The organism is Curvibacter sp. EU05-FHT14A10 (genome assembly GCF_058791075.1).
This window is the reverse complement of sequence record NZ_JBYTDE010000007.1, coordinates 95,826-115,776: the sequence shown is the minus strand read 5'-3', so window position 1 is coordinate 115,776 and position 19,951 is coordinate 95,826. Positions and strand designations below refer to the sequence as shown.

Sequence of the window (19,951 nt, the reverse complement as noted above, 5' to 3'; positions counted from 1 at the left end):
CTCAGGCCAGGCCACGGTTCAGGAGCTTGAGGGCCAGGGTTTCAATCGGCCCACGCTGGCTGCGGTAGTGCGCCTGCGACAGGCGATAGGCATCGAGCATCTGGGCCTGGGTCGATTGACTGATCAGGCTGGGGCCGCCCACCCGTCGCTCCACAATGGCCTGCCCGAGGTGCAGATGCCCGGCCTGGCGTACCACGCGCATGCACAGGTCGATGTCTTCGTAGACCGCCATGTCGGTGAGGAAGCCGCCCACGGCCAGAAAGGCATCACGGCGGACGACATAGGTACTGCAAACCACCAGGGCATGACCGAAGAGCAGTCGCGCGGTCACCGCCCAACGTGAGGGGTGACGAGCCAGGAAACGAGCGGCCCCTTCGAAATAGCGGCGCTCCTCTTCGACCCGGGCAGGCACCGCCCCAAAAGGCCGGGGCAAACCGATCGCCACCCCGCAAGCAGTGCCATCGAGACGCCTGCAGGCCTCAGCGAGGGCCTCCGGGATGGCGTGATCGTCGTCGTCCAGGAAATACAACAGCCGTCCCCGGGCAAGTTGAGCCCCCCGATTGCGCAACACCGCCGGACGGCCTCCACTGGGCGGCACCTGCTGCAGGTACTGCACCCGGGGATCCCCCAGGGCCTGAACCACAGCCCGAGCTCCACCCTCGGGGCTGTCGTCGATGACCAGCACCTCCAGGGCCAGCCCCGGCACCGCCAGCGCGCTGTGCAAAGCCTCCAGCAGCAAGCCCTCGCGGCGGAAGGTAGGGATGATGAGGGTGAGGTCGGGCAAAGAAGGGCTCATGGTGTGGGCAGATCAGACGGTGCAAAGAATGCCCTGTCAGCGACCGGTCTTGCCAAGCCGCTCACCCGGGCGTCCCCTGAAAACGACAAAGCCGCACCAGGGTGCGGCTTCGTGGTCAGTCCGTGGGGAACGGGATCAGACGTTGAACAGGAAGTTCATCACGTCGCCATCCTTGACCACGTATTCCTTGCCTTCGGCGCGCATCTTGCCGGCATCCTTGGCGCCCTGCTCGCCCTTGAAGGCGATGAAGTCTTCGAAGGCAATGGTCTGGGCCCGGATGAAGCCACGCTCGAAGTCACCGTGGATCACACCGGCGGCCTGGGGCGCCGTGTCACCCACATGGATGGTCCAGGCGCGCACTTCCTTGACGCCCGCGGTGAAATAGGTCTGCAGGCCCAGCAGCTTGAAGCCGGCGCGGATCAGGCGGTTCAGGCCCGGTTCGTCCTGGCCCAGCTCGGCCAGGAACATGGCACGGTCTTCGTCGCTCATGTCGGCCATGTCGGCTTCCATCTTGGCGCAGATGGCCACCACGGGGGCGTTCTGGCCGGCGGCGTATTCCTTCAGGCGGTCCAGCAGGGGGTTGTTGTCAAAGCCGTCTTCACTGACGTTGCCGACGAACATGGCCGGCTTGGCGGTGATCAGGCACAGCGGCTTGATCACCAGCAGGTCTTCTTTGCTCAGGTCCAGGGTGCGCACCGGCTTGCCCTCGTCGAGGGTGGCCTGCACGCGGGTCAACACCTGCACCAGCTTGGCGGCTTCCTTGTCGTTGCCCGACTTGGCGGCCTTGATCGAGCGCTGCAAGGTCTTTTCAACCGTGCCAAGGTCGGCCAGGCACAGCTCGGTCTGGATGACTTCGATGTCAGCGATCGGGTCGACACGGCCGGCCACGTGGATCACGTTGTCGTCTTCAAAGCAGCGCACCACGTTGACGATGGCGTCGGTTTCGCGGATGTGGGCCAGAAACTGGTTGCCCAGGCCTTCACCCTGGCTGGCACCAGCCACCAGGCCGGCGATGTCGACAAACTCGACGATGGCCGGAACGATGCGCTCGGGGCTGATGATCTCGGCCAATTGGTCAAGACGCGGATCCGGCACCTCGACCGTGCCCACATTGGGCTCGATGGTGCAGAAGGGGTAGTTCTCGGCCGCGATGCCGGCCTTGGTCAGGGCGTTGAAAAGAGTGGACTTGCCGACGTTGGGCAGGCCCACGATGCCGCATTTGAGGCTCATGGAGGTTGCTTTCTTGGTGATGGTTCCCGGGCTCCGCGGCGCAAGTGACTGGGCCACGCGCCAAACCTGCAAGCGGCGCCCTGATGGATCGACCTCTTGCCTTGCCTGGGGAAATTGGCGCTGATTGTACTGATCAGCGCCGAATCAATCGAAGCGATACCGCCCCTGCACCACCTGCCCCACGCGCAAAAGGCGCTCGGCGCCCTCGATCACAATGGCGTTCATGCCGAAGGTGATGCCGCCGCCCACCCGGTCATCCCGGCGGAAGGTGCGCAAAGTGTCGCCCACTTCGGGGCTGCTGGTGGCGGTGACGGGATCGATGTCGGGGATGGGGCAGCGGGTGCAGGGCTTGACCGGGCGCAGCACCACGGGCCCCTCGTCGGCCCGGATCACGAGGTCTTCCAGACGATCTTCGTCGAACGATTCCACCCCCGCCAGCACCACGTTGGCCCGAAAACGCTCCACGCCGACCGGCGCATGGCCGGCCTGCCCCAGGCGCTGGTTGAGGTCGTCCACCGACGCTTCGCTGCAGACCAGGACCGGAAAGCCATCACTGAACTGGTTGGGGGCCTCCAGGCCGCCAGTCCACTGCAGACTGGACAGCCGGCGCTGCTCGGGGTCGAAACGCACCAGACGCAGGGGACGCCCCAGAAAATCGCTGAACCACTGGGCGGCCAGGTCACCCATGTCGTAGGCCTTGACCCGGTCTTTCCAGACCTGAGCGGTGCAGGGCGTCTCGACACCCTCAATGGCCAGGTGCAAGGCCAGCATGCCCGGGGCGCGCAGCACCATCTCGAAGGTTTTGAGCTGGGGCCGGATCAGGGCCATGCGCGGCAGCTCGCGCTGGCTCACGAACAGGCCGTCCGGGTCGACCACCATCCAGGCCCGGTCCAGATCCAGGCCGGTTTCGGTCAGCACGGCCTCCTGCACTTCGACGGCCGCACAGGATTTGATGGGGTGAACAAACAGGCGCGCCACCGTGCCCTGAACGTCGAAATCAGCCTCTGCGTCCCATGTCATGTCCTGCTCACTCCTGCTTTACATCCATTCATGTCGGCCAAACACCCCTGCAAGGGCGAATGCCGCTTGCGCAAGGTCAGGTCGCGATTGTGCCTGCCTCCTACAATCACGGCCCATGACGCAAGCCTTTGATGTGTGTATCCGTGGTGCCGGCGTGGTCGGCCAGACCCTGGCCCTGCTGCTGGCCCGAGAACGCCTGCGGGTGGCCCTGGTGAGCCCGCCCCGCCCGACCCAGCCCGCCCCCCCGGCCCAGGATGTGCGCGCCTACGCGTTGAATAACGCGTCGCAGCAGTTGCTGGATTCGCTGCGCTGCTGGCCCGAGGGCGAGGCCGTCACCGCCGTCACTGGCATGCAGGTGCTGGGCGACCAGGGCGGCGAGGTGGTGTTCTCGGCCCGCGAGCAGAACACCCCGGCACTGACCTGGATCGTCGACGTGCCTGCCCTGGAGGCCCGGCTGACCGAGGCCGTGCGCTACCAACCCCAGATCGAACGCGTTGACAGCCCGCGCGATGCCGCCCTGACGGTGGTCTGCGAGGGGCGCGCCAGCCGCACCCGCGAAGAGTTTGGCGTGCAATACGAGACCACGCCCTACCCGCACACCGCCATTGCGGCCCGACTGGAGGCCGCGGAGCCCCATGGGCAACTGGCTCGCCAGTGGTTTTTACCGGCTCAGGTGATGGCTTTTTTGCCTTTGGGCGGCGATCAAGGGAACTCCATCGCTCTGGTTTGGTCAGTGCCTCATGCCGAGGTTGCCGAACTGATGTCCCTGCCCCCCCAAGACTTTGCCGATCGCGTGGCCGCTCAGGCCGGCTGGCCTGCGGGCTCGCTGAGCCTCAGCAGCGAGCGGGCCAGTTGGTCGCTGCAGCAGTCGCGTGCCGACCGCTGGGTGGGGCCCCTGCCCGGCCAGCCCGCTCAGGGCCCGGTGCGCAGCTTTGCCTTGGCAGGCGACGCCGCCCATGCCGTGCACCCGCTGGCCGGCCAGGGCCTGAACCTGGGCCTGGGCGACGTTGAAGCCCTGGCCCGCGTGCTGCGCGAACGTGACTACTGGCGCAGCGTGGGCGACCCCAAGCTGTTGCGCCGCTACGAACGCGAACGCAAGGCTGGGATTTGGGCCCTGGGCTTGGCCAGCGACGGGCTGCAGCGCCTGTTTGACCACACGCTGCCCAGCGTACAGAACGCCCGCAACTGGGGCATGAACCAATTCAACCGCAGCGGCCCACTCAAGAACTGGGTGACCCGCCTGGCCATGGGCCTGGCCTGATCCAGGCCTGACCACGGTCTTTTACTCCTTTTGCCCCACACCACACCATGAAAACAGCCCTCATCCCCCGCCTGCTGCTGGCAGCCCTGCCCCTGCTCAGCCTGGGCGCCTTGGCCCAGGAGGCGGTGATCAAGAAAGCCCTGGCGGCCCGCCTTCCCCAACTGCAGAACATTGATGAGGTGCGCAAGACCCCCATGAACGGCCTCTACGAGGTGCGCGTGGGCAATGATCTGTTCTACACCGACGCCAAGGGCAACTACCTGATCCAGGGCGAGCTGATCGACACCGCCCAGCAACGAAACCTGACGGAAGAGCGCGTGGCCAAGATCACCGCGGTCGACTTCAGCACCCTCCCCATGGGCGACGCATTCACGATCGTGCGCGGCAATGGCCAGCGCAAGATCGCGGTGTTTGAAGACCCCAACTGCGGCTACTGCAAACGCTTCGAAAAAGACCTGTCCAAGGTGGACAACGTGACGGTCTACATGTTCCTGTACCCCATCCTGGGCCCCGACTCGGCCGACAAGGCGCGCAACCACTGGTGCGCCAAGGACAAGAGCGGCGCCTGGCTTGACTGGATGGTGCGCGAGAAGGCCGCCCCCAATGGCAGCTGCGACGTGGCCGCCATTGCGCGCAACGTGGAATTCGGGCGCAAGTACAAGATCACCGGCACGCCCACCATCATCTTCTCGGATGGCAGCCGGGTGCCCGGCGCGCTGAACACGCAGCAGATCGAGCAGCGCATTGCCCAGGCGGCCAGCCCCAGCAAGGAGTGACCGGGCCACGGACCGGTACCGCCTGAGTGCGTCGTTCACGCCACACTCGCCCCACAGGATTGCCCTGGCCTGCGGCTGGGGCACGCAAACCCGGCCACAATCCGGGGCATGAACACCTCTGTCCCGACTCCCCATCCGGCTGGGGCTCCCCTGTCCCTCGTGATCGAACGCCTGGGTTATGCCGGCCTGGCGCCTTTCGTGTTGCTGGCCCTGCTGATGTGGCTGGTCACGCCCGACCTGATGCCCTTTGTGGCCCTGGCGCTGATGGCCTATGCGGCCACCGTGGCCTCGTTTCTGGGCGGCATCCATTGGGGTATCGCCTTTCAACAGGGTGAAGCAGCGCCGCGCATCCATCTGGTGTGGGGCGTGATCCCGCCCATCGTGGCCTGGATCGCCGTGGTGATGCCGATCTATGCTGGGCTGCCCTTGCTGGGCCTGCTGCTGGTGGTGTGCTACCTGGTGGATCGCAAGACCTGGACCTCGCCCCAACTGAGGCCCTGGCTCACCCTGCGCTTCAGGCTGACCGTGGTGGCCACCCTGAGCTGCCTGCTGGGCGCTGCCAATACCTGACCCCTCTGCCGACCGCCCCGCCTCAGGCCCGTATGAAACAACACCCCAGCGCACCGCACTACCGCATCGACGCCCGTCAACGGCACGCCCACCTGTATGAGGTGACCCTGACCATTCCCGCCCCCACGGCACAGCAGGAGGTCTCCCTGCCGGTGTGGATTCCGGGCAGTTACCTGGTGCGGGAGTTCTCCAAGAACCTGCAACAGCTGCAAGCCCGGCAGAAAGGCCGGCGCGTGGCGCTGCAGCAACTGGACAAATGCCGCTGGCAAGTGGCGAGCCAGGCCGGCAGCCCGCTGGAACTGCGCTACCAGGTCTATGCCTTTGACAACTCGGTGCGCACCGCGTGGCTGGACAGCCAGCGTGGCTTTTTCAACGGCACCAGCCTGTGCCTGCGGGTGCACGGCCAGGAAAGCCTGCCCCACCAGATCACGGTGGAATCCCCGGCTGAAGGCTGGAGCGCAGCCACGGCGCTGACGGCGCTGAAGGTCGACCGTCGCGGTTTTGGTCTGTACCAGGCGGCCGACTACGACGAGCTGGTGGACAGCCCCTTCGAACTGGGCGACTTCTGGCAGGCCAGCTTCACCGCCTGCGGCGTGGCACACCAGATCGTGGTGGCGGGCGCAACGGCGTCTTTTGACTCGGCCCGGTTGCTGCGCGACACCCAGCAGATCTGCGAAACCGCCATCCGTTTCTGGCACCCCGAGGTCGACGCCGCCCAGCCGGCGGCCAGCGGCGTGCCGCACTCGCGCTACGTCTTCATGCTCAATGTGGTGGATGACAACTACGGCGGGCTGGAGCACCGGGCCAGCACCGCGCTGATCTGCGGCCGCCGCGATCTGCCGCGACTGGGCGAAGCCCGCACGCCCGAGGGTTACACCACCTTGCTGGGCCTGATCTGCCACGAGTACTTCCACACCTGGAACGTGAAGCGGCTGCGCCCTGCAGAACTGGCCCGCTACGACTACACCCAGGAGAACTACACCCCGTTGCTCTGGTTTTTCGAGGGCTTCACCAGCTACTACGACGACCTGCTGCTGCGTCGCGCCGGCCTGATCGACGATGCCGCCTACCTTCGCCTGCTCAACAAGGCCCTGAACCAGGTGCTGCAGGCCCCGGGGCGCCTGGTGCAGAGCGTGGCCGAGGCCAGCTTCGACGCCTGGGTGAAGTACTACCGGCAGGATGAAAACACGGCCAATGCCACCATCAGCTACTACACCAAGGGCTCGCTGGTGGCCCTGTGCCTGGACCTGACGCTGCGCGCCCAGGGACAGAGCCTGGACCAGGCCATGCGTGCGGTATGGCAGCGTTGCAGCGGCGGCCCCATGAGCGAAGACGACTTTGCCCAGGTGCTCAAAGAGGTTTCGGGCCGCGACTTCGGCCCCGAACTCAAGGCCTGGGTGCACGGCGTGGCCGACCTGCCGGTGCAGCCCTTGCTGGCGAAGGCCGGTGTGCGTTGGCACGATGACCCAGCCCAACCCGCGCAAGCCCTGGGCCTGCGCGTGACGGAAAACGGCAGCGTCCAGATCAAGGCGGTGTTGCGCGGTGGCCTGGCCGAGAAAGCCGGCATGGCGGCCGGTGATGAATGGCTTGGCCTGGAGGTGGGCCCGCAAGGCTGGCGCCTGTCCAAGCTGGACGACCTGGCGCTGTACGCGGGGCCGGCCAAGCGCGCCACCGCCTTGGTCGCGCGCGACCGGCGCCTGCTGCGACTGGCGTTGAAGCTGCCCGCCCAGGCCACCACGGTGCGCCTGGCCATCGAGCAGGCGGCCTGGGTCAAGGCCTGGCTGGGTGGGGACCCAATGCCAGCCCCTGCGTCAGCCGATGTGCCTGCCAGTGCACCGGCCGCCGCCACTGAAACCAAGGCCCGAGCGCCTCAATCGCCCCGGAAGACCGGGGCTCGCTTGGCCAAAAAGGCCTCGACCCCCTCAAAGTAATCGTGGGTGCGGCCCATGGCTGACTGGGCGTCGCGCTCGGCCAGCAACTGGGCGTCCAGCTCACGCGTGGTCGATTCGCGCAACAGCCGGCGGGTGGCCACCAAGGCCGCCGTGGGCATGGCCGCCAGGCGGCGGGCCAGCGTCAAGGTGGTGTCCAGGCAGTCGTCCGCCACATCCCAGATCAAGCCCCACTCCCGGGCCTGCTGAGCGCCCAGCTTGTCGCCCGTCAGCGCCAGGCCCAGCGCGCGGGTCAAGCCCACGCGACGCGGCAGCAACCAGGTGCTGCCGGCATCTGGCACCAGCCCGATCTTGCTGAAAGCCTGGATGAAGCTGGCCTGAGGCGAGGCGATCGCCAGGTCACAACTCATCACCAGCGACATGCCGGCCCCCGCGGCCACCCCATTCACGGCAGCGAGCACCGGCATGCGCAAGGCCTGCAGGCGCCGGGCGGTGGGGTTGAAGGCCTGATCGATCACCGGCCCCGGGTCGGCCCGGCGCACCCGATCGGGCCCCGGGGCAAAGTCGAAGGCCGACAGATCGGCCCCTGCACAAAAACCCCGGCCCGCGCCCGTCAGCACCACGGCCCGCACGTTCTCGTCGGCCTCGGCCGCATCCAGGGCCGCCCACAAGGCGCGGTGCATCGTCAGGTCAAAACTGTTGAGCGTCTGGGGCCGGTTGAAGGTGATCAAGGCCACTGCGCCAGCACTGGCGTCGTCGGTGGCATACAAAACTGCGGGCTGAGCTTCATCGGTCATGCCAAGTCTCCTGCTGGGTGTTTTGAATCTGGATCGATCATTCTGCCCAAAGCCTTCAGCACGCATTGCAACCCGTTTGACAGCCTGGCGACAAATGGCTTGGGTATAGTCCCGGCAACCCCTACTGACGGAGATATAGGTTTATGGCTTACGAAACCATCGAAGTGCGCGTCGAGGCTGATCAGGTCGGCATCATCACCCTGAACCGCCCCAAACAGCTCAACGCCCTGAACGACCAGCTGATGACCGAACTGGGCGCCGCCCTGCGCGAGTTCGATGCAGACGCCAAGATCGGCTGCATCATCGTCACGGGCAGCGAGCGCGCCTTTGCCGCAGGGGCCGACATTGCCGCCATGGCCAAGTTCAGCTTTCAGGATGTGTACAAGGGCGACTTCATCACGCGCAACTGGGAAACCATCCGCAGCATCCGCAAACCCGTGATTGCGGCCGTGGCAGGCTTTGCCCTCGGAGGCGGCTGCGAGCTGGCCATGATGTGCGACTTCATCATCGCGGCAGACAACGCCAAGTTTGGTCAGCCCGAGATCAAGATCGGTGTGATCCCGGGTGCTGGTGGCACGCAGCGGCTGCCAAGGGCTGTCGGCAAATCCAAGGCCATGGACATGGCCCTCACGGCGCGCATGATGGACGTGACCGAAGCCGAGCGTTCGGGCCTGGTCAGTCGGGTGGTGCCGGTGGACAAATTGATGGAAGAAGCACTGGGCGCTGCGCTGGTGATCTGCTCTTACTCGCAGATTGCGGTCATGGCCGCCAAAGAATCGGTCAACCGGGCGTTTGAAGGAACGCTGTCGGATGGCGTGATGTTCGAACGCCGCCTGTTCCACTCGCTGTTCGCGACACAGGACCAGAAGGAAGGCATGGACGCATTTTTGAACAAACGCAGCCCAAATTTCACCCACCAGTGATTTCGCCTCAAATTTTGTGTCTATAATTGAGGGCTCAGACGAAATGAGTCTGAAACAAAAGCCTCAATCGCAAGGCTTTTGAAAAGTTGGCGCTTTAGCTCAGTCGGTTAGAGCGATGGAATCATAATCCACAGGTCCGCGGTTCGAATCCGTGAAGCGCCACCAAAATTTCTCTATGTGCGACAAGCACTTGGACAAGAAAGCCACCTTCGGGTGGCTTTTTCGTTTCCGGGCCACCCCATCCGATGTCATGGCGGATGCAAGTAGATTACTGAAATCGGCGTCGCCCCAACCCCCCCCCTCACTCACCGCCCTCATGGACCCACTTTTCCAACTCGGCATTGAGCTGCCCAGCGCGGCCTACCTCATCGGTGCGGTGCTGTTCGGGCTGGTGGGCATGGTGGCCTGGCGCCATGGCAAACACACCCAACGCCCTGTCGTCAGATGGAGCGGGCTTGTTCTGATGCTCTACCCCTATGCCATCACAGAAACCTGGATGCTCTGGGCACTGGGCTCGATTCTTTGCGCATGGCTTTGGATTCAGTGGAACGACTGAGGCCCAAGTACCGAGCCACACCCGCACCCAGGCCAAGGCCCGCGCAGGCAGGCACCGCCCTCACAACCGAGGTGCCACCACGGCCGCAGAATCAACCGTGCTATCGAGGTCCGGACTCTCTGCGTCAGGGTTGGCCAAAGCATGCAGCTCGTAGCCGATCCACAGCAAGGCGAGCACCTGGGCAATCCTGAGGGCACGATCAATCACATTGTTCTCCGGTTTGAAACTGCCCTCATTGGAACAGAACACCGGCCTCGATCGATTCTTGCAGCCCAGGCTGGCCAGGATTGATGCGCGGCGTGAAATAGGTCCGGAATCTGGCGGACACACCACTCAGATCAAGGCATCCAGGGGCGGGCACGATTGACAATCCAGACTCCGTCAAGCCTGCCTGCGTCATGGAAGTCTTTGTCAACAGCGTACTCAAACGAGCCGGGGGGCCAGCAAGCGATCTGAACAAGGCCATCGATCTCATTGAAGAGCACGACAACCTGCTGGCACTTGAGTTTCTGGATTCAGCGTTTCAACAAATGGGCCCGGCGGAAGTACCACGGCCCTTGCGCCATGCCCTGGATGCGAGGCGATCGACGCTGCTGCTGGCGTTTTACAGGCGCTCTGTGGAGTACCTCCGATCATTCGAACCCCTGGAACAGTTGCTCAGGAACGGCTTCCCAGGCCTAACCATGGTCGACCGCTATGCGCTCAAGGAAGCCATCCAGCAGCAAGTGGCCAGAATCAAGGCCGATTTGAACCTGCCTTGAATGTCGACCCGGCCAAAAACCGGACCCAAGTGTGCCCCCACGCGCACGGCCTCTAGGGCCGCGCCATCAGCTGCGGCAGGATCAGGTCCAGCAATTGCGCCATGGCCGCAGGATCTTCCAGGCAATACAGGGCCCGGCTGACGGCCTCCGGCGAGCCGATGCGCACCGTCACCCAATCAGGCCGTGCGCGTTCAAAGACGGGCTCGTCGTTCACGTCGTCACCGGCAAACAAAAGGGTGTCGCAGGCGCTGAGCGCCAGAAGTCGCAGCACCGCATCGGCCTTGTCAGGGGCCGAACGTTGCAACACATTGACGACGGCTTTCCCCCCCAGCGTGGACAGGTCGGCAGGCAGCGGATGCAACCAGTCCTGGATGGCCTGCAACGCGTGTTGCGGGTCAGGTGCCTGGCGGTAGTGCAGGGCGAGCGAGAACCGCTTGTCCTCGAACGCAACGCCGGCCGCCTGCGGTACACCACCACGCTCAAGCCATCGGGCACGCAGACTTGCCAATCCAGTGGACTCGGCCACATGGCCCAAGCCTTCGGCACCGTGGTTGCCAATCAGGTAGTGCGGACGGAACCCCAGCCTCGGCCGGGCGTCCGCCACACTGCGACCGGTGACCACCGCCACCGGCGCCACCATCGCCAGTTGCCGAAGGCGATTGGCCAAGGCATCTGGCACACGGGCATCGGCCGGGTGTTCGACGATCGGGGCCAAGGTACCGTCGAGGTCAAAAGCGAACAAGACTCGCCGACACATCAAACGGGACAGTGCCTGCAGCCCCTGGGCAGTCAAAAGATGTTGCATGGCAGCTCTCAAGCGCCGTTGTGACGTTGCATGCGAGCTTCAATGCGCTCCCGCAGGCGCCAACGCGCGGCATCGGTGAGCATGCGGCCCGCCCAGCGGTACACATTGTCGTCACGCACCGTGGTGCGCAGATTGCCCATGCGCTCGCGTTGCTCGGCCTCAGGCATGGTCAGGGCACGGTGCAAGGTATCGGCGCCTTCTTCCACATGGTAGGGGTTGATGATCAAGGCCTCGTTCAGCTCGGCCGCGGCGCCAGCAAAACGGCTCAGCACCAGCACGCCCTGTTCGTCGTCGCGCGCAGCCACGAACTCTTTGCAAACCAGGTTCATGCCGTCGTGCAAGCTGGTGACCAGGCAGATCTCGCTGGCACGATAGAGCTCGTTCACAGCGTCGAATTCGTGGTGTTCGGCCAACAGGTAGACCGGCAGGCAGTCCGGCCGGCCAAACCGCGCATTGAGTCGTTCAGTGGCCTGATGGATGCGCTGCTGAAAGGCCTGGTACTCATCCAGCGCGCTGCGCGAGGGTGCAGCCACCTGGACCAAACTGAACTGCCCCACCCACTGCGGGTACTTTTCGAGCAAGCGCTCGACCGCATGTAGCCGCTCCAGAATGCCCTTGGTGTAGTCGAAGCGATCCACCCCCACGGCCAGCTTGTGCCCCGCAGGCAGCCCCAGGCGCTGGCGCACCGCCTCGCGACAGGCCGCGATGGCTGGCCAACGTTGTCGCTCCTGCTCATCGGGCCAGGCGATTGAAATCGGGTAGCTCTCGATCAGCGTGGTCTGCTTGTTGACGGTGATGGTCGAATGCTCGTGCTCGATGCGAGCCTCCAGGTGACGGTCAACGGTTTCCATGAAGTTCTTGCAGTGGAAGCGCGTATGAAAGCCGATGATCGTGCTGCCCAACAGGCCTTGCAGCAGCTCCTCGCGCCAGGGGCAGATGCCAAAGGACTCCGGGTTGGGCCAGGGGATGTGCCAAAACGTGAGAATGGTGGCCCGCGGCAAGCGCTGACGGATCAAGGCGGGCAGCAAGGCCAGGTGATAGTCCTGTACCAACACCACCGGATCTGCGCTGCGTGCCTCGGCCACCACAGCGTCTGCAAAGCGCTCGTTCACGGCGCGGTAGGCCACCCAATCGGACTCGCGGAACACAGGGCGCACATGGGCCACATGGCACAGCGGCCACAGACCTTCATTGGAGAAACCGCTGTAATAGCCCCGCTCCTCGTCGGCACTGAGCCAAAGGCGTCGCAGGGTGTAGTCGGCACTGCCTGGCGGCACCATCACCCGGTCGTGCGCATCGACAACGCTGCGGTCGGCACTGCCCCCACCGTGGGCAATCCAGGTGCCTGAGCATGCACGCATCACCGGCTCAACGGCCGTGACCAGGCCACTGGCCGGTCGTTTGCACACGATGCTGTCACCGCGATGCTCATGGATGTAGGGCTCGCGGTTGGACACCACCATCAACTCGTCACCGCGCAACTGCGAGCGCAGCAAGGCGCGCAGGCGCTCGGGCCCCCAGTGGTCATCGCGATCGAGCGATCGCCGGTAGCTGTCCTCCAGGTCACGCAGGCGCTCGCGAAAATCAGCCGCCAGAGGCGCCAATTCACCACGCGTGCTGATCAGCGGGCTCAACAAGCCCTCGCCACGCAACAGCGCCCGCGCGCCGGAGACCCATCCGCGCCAGCTCAGCTGCGCGACCACCACCGTGATCACCGAGATGACCAGCCCCAGACCTGCCATGAAGGCGATGAGGTATTTCTGCGTGTCCTGGCTGCGCCGCTCCACAAAGCTGAGGTCGTGCAGCAGCACCAGATTGCCCACCCGCTCGCCATCGACCACCACCGGATGCATGCCCACATGCACCGCGCCGCTGGCCAAAGGCAGCTGGGCCAGGGTTTGGGCCGCCAGGCTGCGCGCCTGAGCACACCCGAGATCGGGCGGGTAGGTTCCGGTCTTGTGGACGATGGTGTCGTCAGAACCACACAAGGCCACCGCAAACAGCCGTTCGTCCTGCACCGCCCGATTGAACAGCGCCTGCAGTCGCGCAGTGCGCAGGCGCGCGGGCTCAGGCAGGGCTTCGGCAATGGGCTCGGTCAGCGCACGGGTCACCAACTCGCCCCGCAGCGACAGGTCCCGTGACGACCAGCGCAGCGTGAGCTTGTCCATCAAAGGCAGCGCCAGGTAGGCAGCTGCCACCAAGGTCAACACCAATGGCAACAAAAATCGGAACTGCAATCGCAAGGTATTCAAAATCATGGTTCTACCCTTCCCTTCTTGCCCCTCCCCATCTCCTTCCCCCTGCCGCCATCCGGGTCCGGACTTCATGGAAAACCCGATTTGCCAGATCATGCGTCGGGTGGACTTCAACCCACTGGGCCGTCAAAATACATTTGCACAAATATACATGACTGCATTTGACAACCCGTATCCAGGAGGTGTGCCGTGCCCCAGTTACAGCCCAACGCCAACCTCGAGTTGGCCCTGATCGGCAATTGCGCCATCAACGCACTCATCGATCGCCAGGCCCGCATCGTGTGGTGCTGCATGCCGCGCCCCGATGCCGATCCTTTGTTTCATGCGCTGCTCGATTCAGCCGACGGCATAGGCCTCGATGGAACACTGGCCGTCGAGTTGGAGGGTCTGTGCCGGACAGAGCAGGCCTACGATGAAAGCACAGCCATTGTGCGAACGCGTCTTTTCAACACAGCCGGTGCGGGTATCGAGGTGCTTGATTTCGCACCGCGTTACCGCAGCCGCGATCGCATGTTCAGACCAGCTCAGTTGGTACGCCGGGTCCGCCCGCTGGCGGGCCATCCCAGGGTGCGCTTCGTGCTGAGACCCCGTGCAGATTGGGGCAACACCCGGCCTGAGTTGACCCGCGGGAGCAACCATGTGCGTTATGTGATGCCGGACGGGACCTGGCGGGTCAACACCAATGTCCCGATCACCTACCTGGTGGAGGAGACCTGGTTTTCGTTGTCCGGGCCGGTGAGCCTGTTGCTGGGCCCTGACGAATCGCTCAACGGGGGCATCGAAGAAACGGCGCGCCTTTTTGAAGAAGAAACCCACGCCTATTGGCGTCATTGGACCTCGCGCCTGGCCCTGCCGCTGGAATGGCAGGACGCCGTGATCCGCGCGGCCATCACCCTCAAGCTGTGCCAGTTCGAAGAGACCGGCGCCATCCTCGCCGCCGTGACCACCAGCCTGCCGGAGGCGCCACACAGCCAGCGCAACTGGGACTACCGCTATTGCTGGCTGCGCGATGCCTTTTTTGTGGTCCGGGCACTCAACAGCCTGGCCGAGGTGGGCACCATGGAAGACTACCTGCGTTGGTTGCACGATGTGGTGCGCGCCAGCCCCGGTCACGTGCAACCTTTGTACGGTGTAGGCCTGGAGTCACAACTACCCGAACGCCTGCAAGCCGGCCCCGCCGGATACCGGGGGATGGGGCCGGTGCGGGTCGGCAATCAGGCCTACGAGCATTTCCAGCACGATGTGTACGGCAACATTGTGCTGGGCGCGGCCCAATCCTTCCACGATCACCGCCTGCAGAGGCGGGCCGATGCCGAAGACTTCAGACTGCTTGAACGCATGGGCGAACAAGCCTGGCTCTTGCATGACGCCCCCGACGCCGGGATGTGGGAGTTGCGCACCCGGGCCAGGGTGCACACCTCCTCATCCCTGATGTGCTGGGCCGCCTGCGATCGCCTGGCCAAGATCGCCCGCAAGCTGCTCTTGTCCGAGCGTGAAGCGCTCTGGGCTGAACGAGCCACGCTGATCCGGCAAAAGATCCTCGAGCGAGCATGGAGCGACAAACGCCAGGCCTTTGTTGAAAGCTTTGAAGGCGAGCACCTGGACGCCAGCGTGCTGCTGATGTGCGAGGTGGGCTTCATTGATGCACTCGACCCCCGTTTCGTGAGCACGGTCCGGGTTCTGGACAACGAACTGTGCGACGGCCCCTTCATGCGTCGTTATGAGGCGCCTGATGATTTTGGCCTGCCTGAAACAGCCTTCAATGTGTGCTCATTCTGGCGGGTGGATGCCCTGGCCCGGGTGGGACGCCTGGACGAAGCACGCGCCAGCTTCGAGCGCCTGCTCAGCCATCGCAATCATGTGGGGTTGCTCTCGGAGGATTTGGCACCCAAGACAGGCGAACTCTGGGGCAACTTCCCTCAGACCTACTCAATGGTCGGGATCATCCACGGTGCCATGCGCCTGTCCCGCCCCTGGGATCAGGTGGTGTAAGAGGATCAAGCCGGCACCAGGCGCTGGTCGCTTGCCATGCCACGCCATGCCGTGGTTTTGTGGCTGCTGCCCCCCTCGCCAGACGCAAAAAAGCGCCAGCACCTTGCGGTGTCAGCGCTTTCAAAGCGGCAACCGTGTCAGTCAAGCGGCCGAACCGGCCCTTGACTGGACAGCAAGTTCAACGAACGGGACGCTTGCGCGCATCGTGCGGAACGAAAGGCCGGGCCGGGCCGGGGCCGGCATGGCGCGGCGCGCCACCCGGCTTGCGGGCAGCAAAATCACCGCGGGGAGCAGCGCCGCCGAAATCACCAAAGCCCGTCTTGCGGCCGTAACCTTGGCCATCGCGCTGCGGCTCACGACGGCCACCGCCGAAGCTGTCAGCCCCTTGGAAACCTTCGCCGCGGGCCGGGCGCTGGCCACGGTCGCCCTGACCGCCAAAGCCACCACCGAAACCACCCCGGTCACCGCCGCCGAAGCCGCCACGGTCACCGCCACCAAAACCGCCGCGATCGCCACCGGCAAAACCGCCACGGCCACCGCCGCCGAACTTGCGGTCACGCGGACCGTAGTCACGGCCTTCGCTGCCACGGCCACGGCCACCGAAGTCGCCACGCGGACGCGCATCGAAGCGCTGTTGCGGCTCCATGCCGGGGATGACTTCGGCCTTGAAAGTCTGCTTGCTGTAACCCTCGATGTCGAAGATCTTGCGACGATCGCGGAACTCGGCAAAGGTAATGGCCAGACCATCGCGACCTGCACGGCCAGTACGGCCAATGCGGTGGGTGTAGTCTTCAGCCTTCATCGGTAGGCCAAAGTTGAACACGTGGGTGATGGTGGGAACGTCGATGCCACGCGCAGCCACGTCGGTGGCCACCAGGATCTGCACCTGACCATTGCGCAGTGCCATCAGGCGGCGATTGCGCAGGCCTTGGCTCAAGGCCCCGTGCAGGGCCACAGCCGAAAAGCCTTCTTGCTGCAGGTCGGTGGCCAGGCCGTCGCATTCCACCTGGGTGCTGGCGAACACAATGGCTTGGTCGATGCTGGTGTCGCGCAGCCAATGGTCGAGCATCTTGCGCTTGTGCTGAGCGTTGTCAGCCCAGAACAGCACCTGCTTGATGTTGGCGTGCTTTTCCTGCGGGGAATCGATCTGGATGCGTTGCGGCTCGCGCATCACGCGGGCGGCCAGTTGCTGAATGCGCGGCGCAAAGGTGGCGCTGAACATCATGGTCTGCTGACGCTGGATCGTGAGCTGGTTGATTTCAGCCAGGTCGTCCGAGAAACCCAGGTCGAGCATGCGGTCGGCTTCGTCGACCACCAGGAACTGAACCTGGTCCAGCTTGATCTGCTGCGAGCGCTGCAGGTCAAGCAGGCGACCCGGCGTGGCCACCACCAGATTGGCGTTTTGCAGCTTGGCGATCTGCACTTGGTAGGGCATGCCGCCCACCACGTTGGCAACACGCAGGCCACGGCAATGCTTGACCAGGTCGATGGCGTCATGGGCCACCTGCTGCGCCAGTTCGCGGGTCGGGCACAGGATCAGGGCGCCGGGAACGGCGGCCTTGAAATTGCGGGCGTTGGTGGGGTCTTTGCGCTTGGGGCGCTTGGGGGCGGGCTCACCGCGGGCGGCGGCCTCAGCCACGGCACGGTCGAACTCGGCACGGGCATCAGCCTCGGCCTGGGCCTGCTGCTGGATCAGCGTGTGCAGCACCGGCAGCAGGAAGGCGGCGGTCTTGCCGCTGCCCGTCTGGCTGGAGACCATCAAGTCGATGTAGCGGGCGGCTTCGCCGGCTTGCACATCGGCGGGCAAGGCCAGAGGAATGGCCTTCAACTGCACGGAGGTGGGTTCGGTGTAGCCCAGGTCGGCCACAGCCTGGACCAGTTCGGGCGCCAGGCCCAGCTTCACGAAGCCATTGGGGAGAGCGGGTTCTGCGGGCTGGCTGGCAGCATCCGATTCGGTACCCAGCACCTGGGCGGCAACTTGGGCCACCACGGCGGCGGTGGAAACAAAGGATTCGGCAGGCGCGATGTCGCCCTGCACTGCAAGAGTGTCGGTCATGGTTTTCTCACACGAAATGCGCCGCCGGCGTAGCCAGCGGACGCTTCGTCAATGGTTAAACAACATCAACCATCAAACGAAGCCTGAACCATCTGGTGTCTGGGAGACGATGGTGCGGGTGGGCGTTTCAGCGAATCTGGAAGACCGACATTCATCGATCCGGACGAGACCTGCTTTTCTGGAAAGCTCTGGGTCACCGTCCACAGCCGCAAGCCCGGGAGTGAAGGGAGATGCACAAGAAGCACCCGTTTCCGAGTGCAGCCTGCGATTGTGACAGGTTCAGGGTTTTCCCGCAAGAGAAAGACCAAAAATGACCGTCATGCGCCGCCGGTGATGGCGGAACCAGCGAATTTATGACTTGAGGAAGTGCTGACGGTAATGTGCCAGCTCGTCGATCGATTCATGCACATCCGCCAAGGCCGTGTGCTTCTGCGCCTTCTTGAAGCTGGCATAGACCTCGGGCTTCCAGCGCCTGGAAAGCTCCTTGAGCGTGCTGACGTCCAGGTTTCGGTAGTGAAAGAACGCCTCCAGCTTGGGCATGTACTTGACCAGAAAGCGCCTGTCCTGCCCGATGGAGTTGCCACACATGGGGGCCTTGCCCTTGGGCACGTACTGGCGGATGAACTCGATCAAGCCCGCTTCGGCCTCGGCCTCGGTGGTGGTGGATGCCTTGACCTTGTCGATCAGGCCGCTGCGGCCGTGGGTGCCCTTGTTCCAGGCATCCATCTTGTCCAGTTGCGCATCGCTCTGGTGAATCACAAAAACAGGCCCCTCGACGCGGGGCTCCAGGTTCGGTCCGGTCACGACCACGGCGATCTCGATCAAGCGGTCTACCTCGGGGTCCAGTCCGGTCATTTCGCAATCCAGCCACACCAGGTTGAGGTCGGATTTGCTCAGGGGAGATATGGTTTCTGACATGGGCCGATTGTCGCTGATGACCTAAACTCCGCCACCATGCCTGAAGCCTCTTCCACCCTGAACCCTGCGCTGTTGCTCACCAGCGTTTTTGCACTGGCCCTGGTGGCCAGCGTGTTGCTGCGCCTTTGGCTTTCGTCGCGCCAGATCCGCCATGTGGCCCGGCACCGCGCCAACGTGCCGACGCCTTTCTCGCAGAGCATCTCCCTGGCCGCGCATCAGAAGGCGGCCGACTACACCATTGCCAAAAGTCAGCTGGGCATGCTGGAGCTGGCCTGGAGCACGGCCACGCTGATGGCCTGGACGCTGCTGGGCGGCCTGGACGCCCTGAACCAGGCCCTGCTTGGCTGGCTGGGCGCGGGCATGGTGCAACAGATGGCCTTGCTGGGCAGCTTCGTGCTCATCGGCGGGCTGCTGGACCTGCCGTTTTCGCTTTACCAGACCTTTGTGATCGAAGAGCGCTTCGGTTTCAACAAGATCACCTGGCGCCTGTGGCTGGGTGATCTTGTGAAATCCAGCCTGCTCGGTGCGCTGATCGGCCTGCCGCTGGCCAGCCTGATCCTTTGGCTGATGGGCAGCACCGGGCGCTTCTGGTGGCTTTGGGCCTGGAGCACCTGGATGGCCTTCAGCCTGCTGATGATGGTGATCTTCCCGACCTTCATTGCACCGCTGTTCAACAAGTTCCAACCACTGGAAGATGAGACGCTCAAGTCGCGGGTGACGGCCCTGATGCAACGCTGCGGCTTCTCGGCCAAAGGTCTTTTCGTGATGGATGGCAGCCGGCGCAGCGCCCATGGCAATGCCTATTTCACGGGCTTTGGCGCAGCCAAGCGGGTGGTGTTTTTCGACACCCTGCTCAGCAAGCTCTCACCCGCCGAAGTGGATGCCGTGCTGGCCCATGAACTGGGGCACTTCAAGCACAAGCACATCCTGAAGCGCTTGCTTGGCGTGTTTGCGTTCAGCCTGGCTGGCTTTGCCTTGCTGGGCTGGGTCAGTGGGCAGGTGTGGTTCTTTGCCGGGCTGGGGGTGCAGCCCTCGCTGACAGGCGCCAATGACGCCCTGGCTTTGCTGCTGTTCATGCTGGTGGTGCCGGTGTTCAGCTTTTTTGTGTCGCCCCTGATGGCACGCATGTCGCGACGCCACGAGTTCGAGGCCGATGCCTACGCGGTGGCCCAGACCGATGGGCAGGCCCTGGCCAGCGCCCTGCTCAAGCTTTACGAGGACAATGCCTCCACGCTGACGCCGGACCCGGTGTTTGCCAATTTTTACTACTCCCATCCCCCGGCCTCCGAACGGCTGGTTCGCCTGGGCACTTGAAACGGTTTTGTCTTTGGCCCACACGCATCTCA

Annotated in this window: 18 protein-coding genes and 1 tRNA gene; 10 read left to right on the top strand and 9 right to left on the bottom strand. The window is 64.2% G+C overall.

The genetic code is table 11. From position 1 onward, the window contains the following. Position 1 precedes the first annotated feature (1 nt). The 3 genes from AC3WUT_RS15130 to AC3WUT_RS15120 form a co-directional block, all read right to left on the bottom strand. Positions 2-796 (bottom strand): glycosyltransferase family 2 protein, encoded by a 795-nt coding sequence (locus tag AC3WUT_RS15130; RefSeq protein ID WP_492347906.1) that lies wholly within the window; start codon positions 794-796, stop codon positions 2-4. 135 nt (positions 797-931) lie between these two features. Then, the gene (gene ychF, locus AC3WUT_RS15125; protein WP_492347905.1) at positions 932-2,026 is read right to left on the bottom strand and encodes a redox-regulated ATPase YchF; all 1,095 of its coding nucleotides are present in this window, start codon (positions 2,024-2,026) and stop codon (positions 932-934) included. Between the two features lie 144 nt (positions 2,027-2,170). Continuing rightward, positions 2,171-3,046: an MOSC domain-containing protein gene (locus AC3WUT_RS15120; protein ID WP_492347904.1), complete on the bottom strand. Its 876-nt coding sequence runs from the start codon at positions 3,044-3,046 to the stop codon at positions 2,171-2,173. 115 nt (positions 3,047-3,161) lie between these two features. Between AC3WUT_RS15120 and AC3WUT_RS15115 the strand changes: the two genes are divergently transcribed. The 4 genes from AC3WUT_RS15115 (at position 3,162) to AC3WUT_RS15100 (ending at position 7,584) form a co-directional block, all read left to right on the top strand. Continuing rightward, positions 3,162-4,307 carry an FAD-dependent monooxygenase gene (locus AC3WUT_RS15115; RefSeq protein WP_492347903.1) on the top strand — a complete coding sequence of 382 codons (1,146 nt, stop codon included), beginning with the start codon at positions 3,162-3,164 and terminating at the stop codon, positions 4,305-4,307. Positions 4,308-4,354: 47 nt separating this feature from the next. Then, a complete protein-coding gene (locus AC3WUT_RS15110; protein ID WP_492347902.1) occupies positions 4,355-5,083 on the top strand; it encodes a DsbC family protein in 729 nt (242 codons plus the stop codon). A gap of 108 nt (positions 5,084-5,191) precedes the next feature. After that, entirely contained in the window at positions 5,192-5,653 is a 462-nt protein-coding gene (locus AC3WUT_RS15105; RefSeq protein WP_027478084.1) for a DUF3429 domain-containing protein, read from the top strand. Between the two features lie 32 nt (positions 5,654-5,685). Beyond that, on the top strand, positions 5,686-7,584 hold the full coding sequence (locus AC3WUT_RS15100; RefSeq protein ID WP_492347901.1) for a M61 family metallopeptidase: 1,899 nt from the start codon (positions 5,686-5,688) through the stop codon (positions 7,582-7,584). On the opposite strand, the gene AC3WUT_RS15095 is transcribed toward AC3WUT_RS15100, so the two are convergent. After that, the gene (locus AC3WUT_RS15095; protein ID WP_492347900.1) at positions 7,524-8,339 is read right to left on the bottom strand and encodes an enoyl-CoA hydratase-related protein; all 816 of its coding nucleotides are present in this window, start codon (positions 8,337-8,339) and stop codon (positions 7,524-7,526) included. The two genes, AC3WUT_RS15100 and AC3WUT_RS15095, sit on opposite strands and share 61 nt — an antisense overlap. A gap of 143 nt (positions 8,340-8,482) precedes the next feature. Between AC3WUT_RS15095 and AC3WUT_RS15090 the strand changes: the two genes are divergently transcribed. The 3 genes from AC3WUT_RS15090 (at position 8,483) to AC3WUT_RS15080 (ending at position 9,818) form a co-directional block, all read left to right on the top strand. Then, complete coding sequence (locus tag AC3WUT_RS15090) at positions 8,483-9,262, top strand: enoyl-CoA hydratase (RefSeq protein WP_492347899.1); 780 nt, start codon at positions 8,483-8,485, stop codon at positions 9,260-9,262. 88 nt (positions 9,263-9,350) lie between these two features. After that, a tRNA-Met gene (locus tag AC3WUT_RS15085) sits at positions 9,351-9,427 on the top strand. A 151-nt stretch (positions 9,428-9,578) separates the two neighbouring features. Next, positions 9,579-9,818, top strand: coding sequence for a hypothetical protein (locus tag AC3WUT_RS15080; RefSeq protein WP_492347898.1), 240 nt, complete (start codon positions 9,579-9,581; stop codon positions 9,816-9,818). 60 nt (positions 9,819-9,878) lie between these two features. Here the strand turns inward: AC3WUT_RS15080 and AC3WUT_RS15075 are convergent, their stop codons facing one another. Continuing rightward, entirely contained in the window at positions 9,879-10,025 is a 147-nt protein-coding gene (locus tag AC3WUT_RS15075) for a hypothetical protein (protein WP_492347897.1), read from the bottom strand. A gap of 191 nt (positions 10,026-10,216) precedes the next feature. Between AC3WUT_RS15075 and AC3WUT_RS15070 the strand changes: the two genes are divergently transcribed. Further along, positions 10,217-10,579 carry a hypothetical protein gene (locus tag AC3WUT_RS15070; RefSeq protein ID WP_492347896.1) on the top strand — a complete coding sequence of 121 codons (363 nt, stop codon included), beginning with the start codon at positions 10,217-10,219 and terminating at the stop codon, positions 10,577-10,579. A 52-nt stretch (positions 10,580-10,631) separates the two neighbouring features. Here AC3WUT_RS15070 and otsB read toward each other — a convergent pair whose 3' ends face one another. Together otsB and AC3WUT_RS15060 are read right to left on the bottom strand one after the other, a co-directional pair. Beyond that, positions 10,632-11,384: a trehalose-phosphatase gene (gene otsB / locus AC3WUT_RS15065; protein ID WP_492347895.1), complete on the bottom strand. Its 753-nt coding sequence runs from the start codon at positions 11,382-11,384 to the stop codon at positions 10,632-10,634. Between the two features lie 8 nt (positions 11,385-11,392). Further along, positions 11,393-13,642 carry an alpha,alpha-trehalose-phosphate synthase (UDP-forming) gene (locus AC3WUT_RS15060; RefSeq protein WP_492347894.1) on the bottom strand — a complete coding sequence of 750 codons (2,250 nt, stop codon included), beginning with the start codon at positions 13,640-13,642 and terminating at the stop codon, positions 11,393-11,395. A gap of 186 nt (positions 13,643-13,828) precedes the next feature. On the opposite strand from AC3WUT_RS15060, the gene AC3WUT_RS15055 reads away from it, so the two are divergent. Then, positions 13,829-15,631 (top strand): glycoside hydrolase family 15 protein, encoded by a 1,803-nt coding sequence (locus AC3WUT_RS15055; protein WP_492347893.1) that lies wholly within the window; start codon positions 13,829-13,831, stop codon positions 15,629-15,631. Between the two features lie 178 nt (positions 15,632-15,809). Here the strand turns inward: AC3WUT_RS15055 and AC3WUT_RS15050 are convergent, their stop codons facing one another. Both AC3WUT_RS15050 and orn read right to left on the bottom strand, forming a co-directional pair. Next, the gene (locus AC3WUT_RS15050; protein ID WP_492347892.1) at positions 15,810-17,687 is read right to left on the bottom strand and encodes a DEAD/DEAH box helicase; all 1,878 of its coding nucleotides are present in this window, start codon (positions 17,685-17,687) and stop codon (positions 15,810-15,812) included. 351 nt (positions 17,688-18,038) lie between these two features. Continuing rightward, complete coding sequence (gene orn / locus AC3WUT_RS15045; protein WP_492347891.1) at positions 18,039-18,605, bottom strand: oligoribonuclease; 567 nt, start codon at positions 18,603-18,605, stop codon at positions 18,039-18,041. A 36-nt stretch (positions 18,606-18,641) separates the two neighbouring features. On the opposite strand from orn, the gene AC3WUT_RS15040 reads away from it, so the two are divergent. After that, positions 18,642-19,919 carry a M48 family metallopeptidase gene (locus tag AC3WUT_RS15040; RefSeq protein ID WP_492347890.1) on the top strand — a complete coding sequence of 426 codons (1,278 nt, stop codon included), beginning with the start codon at positions 18,642-18,644 and terminating at the stop codon, positions 19,917-19,919. The last annotated feature ends 32 nt before the right edge of the window (positions 19,920-19,951 follow it).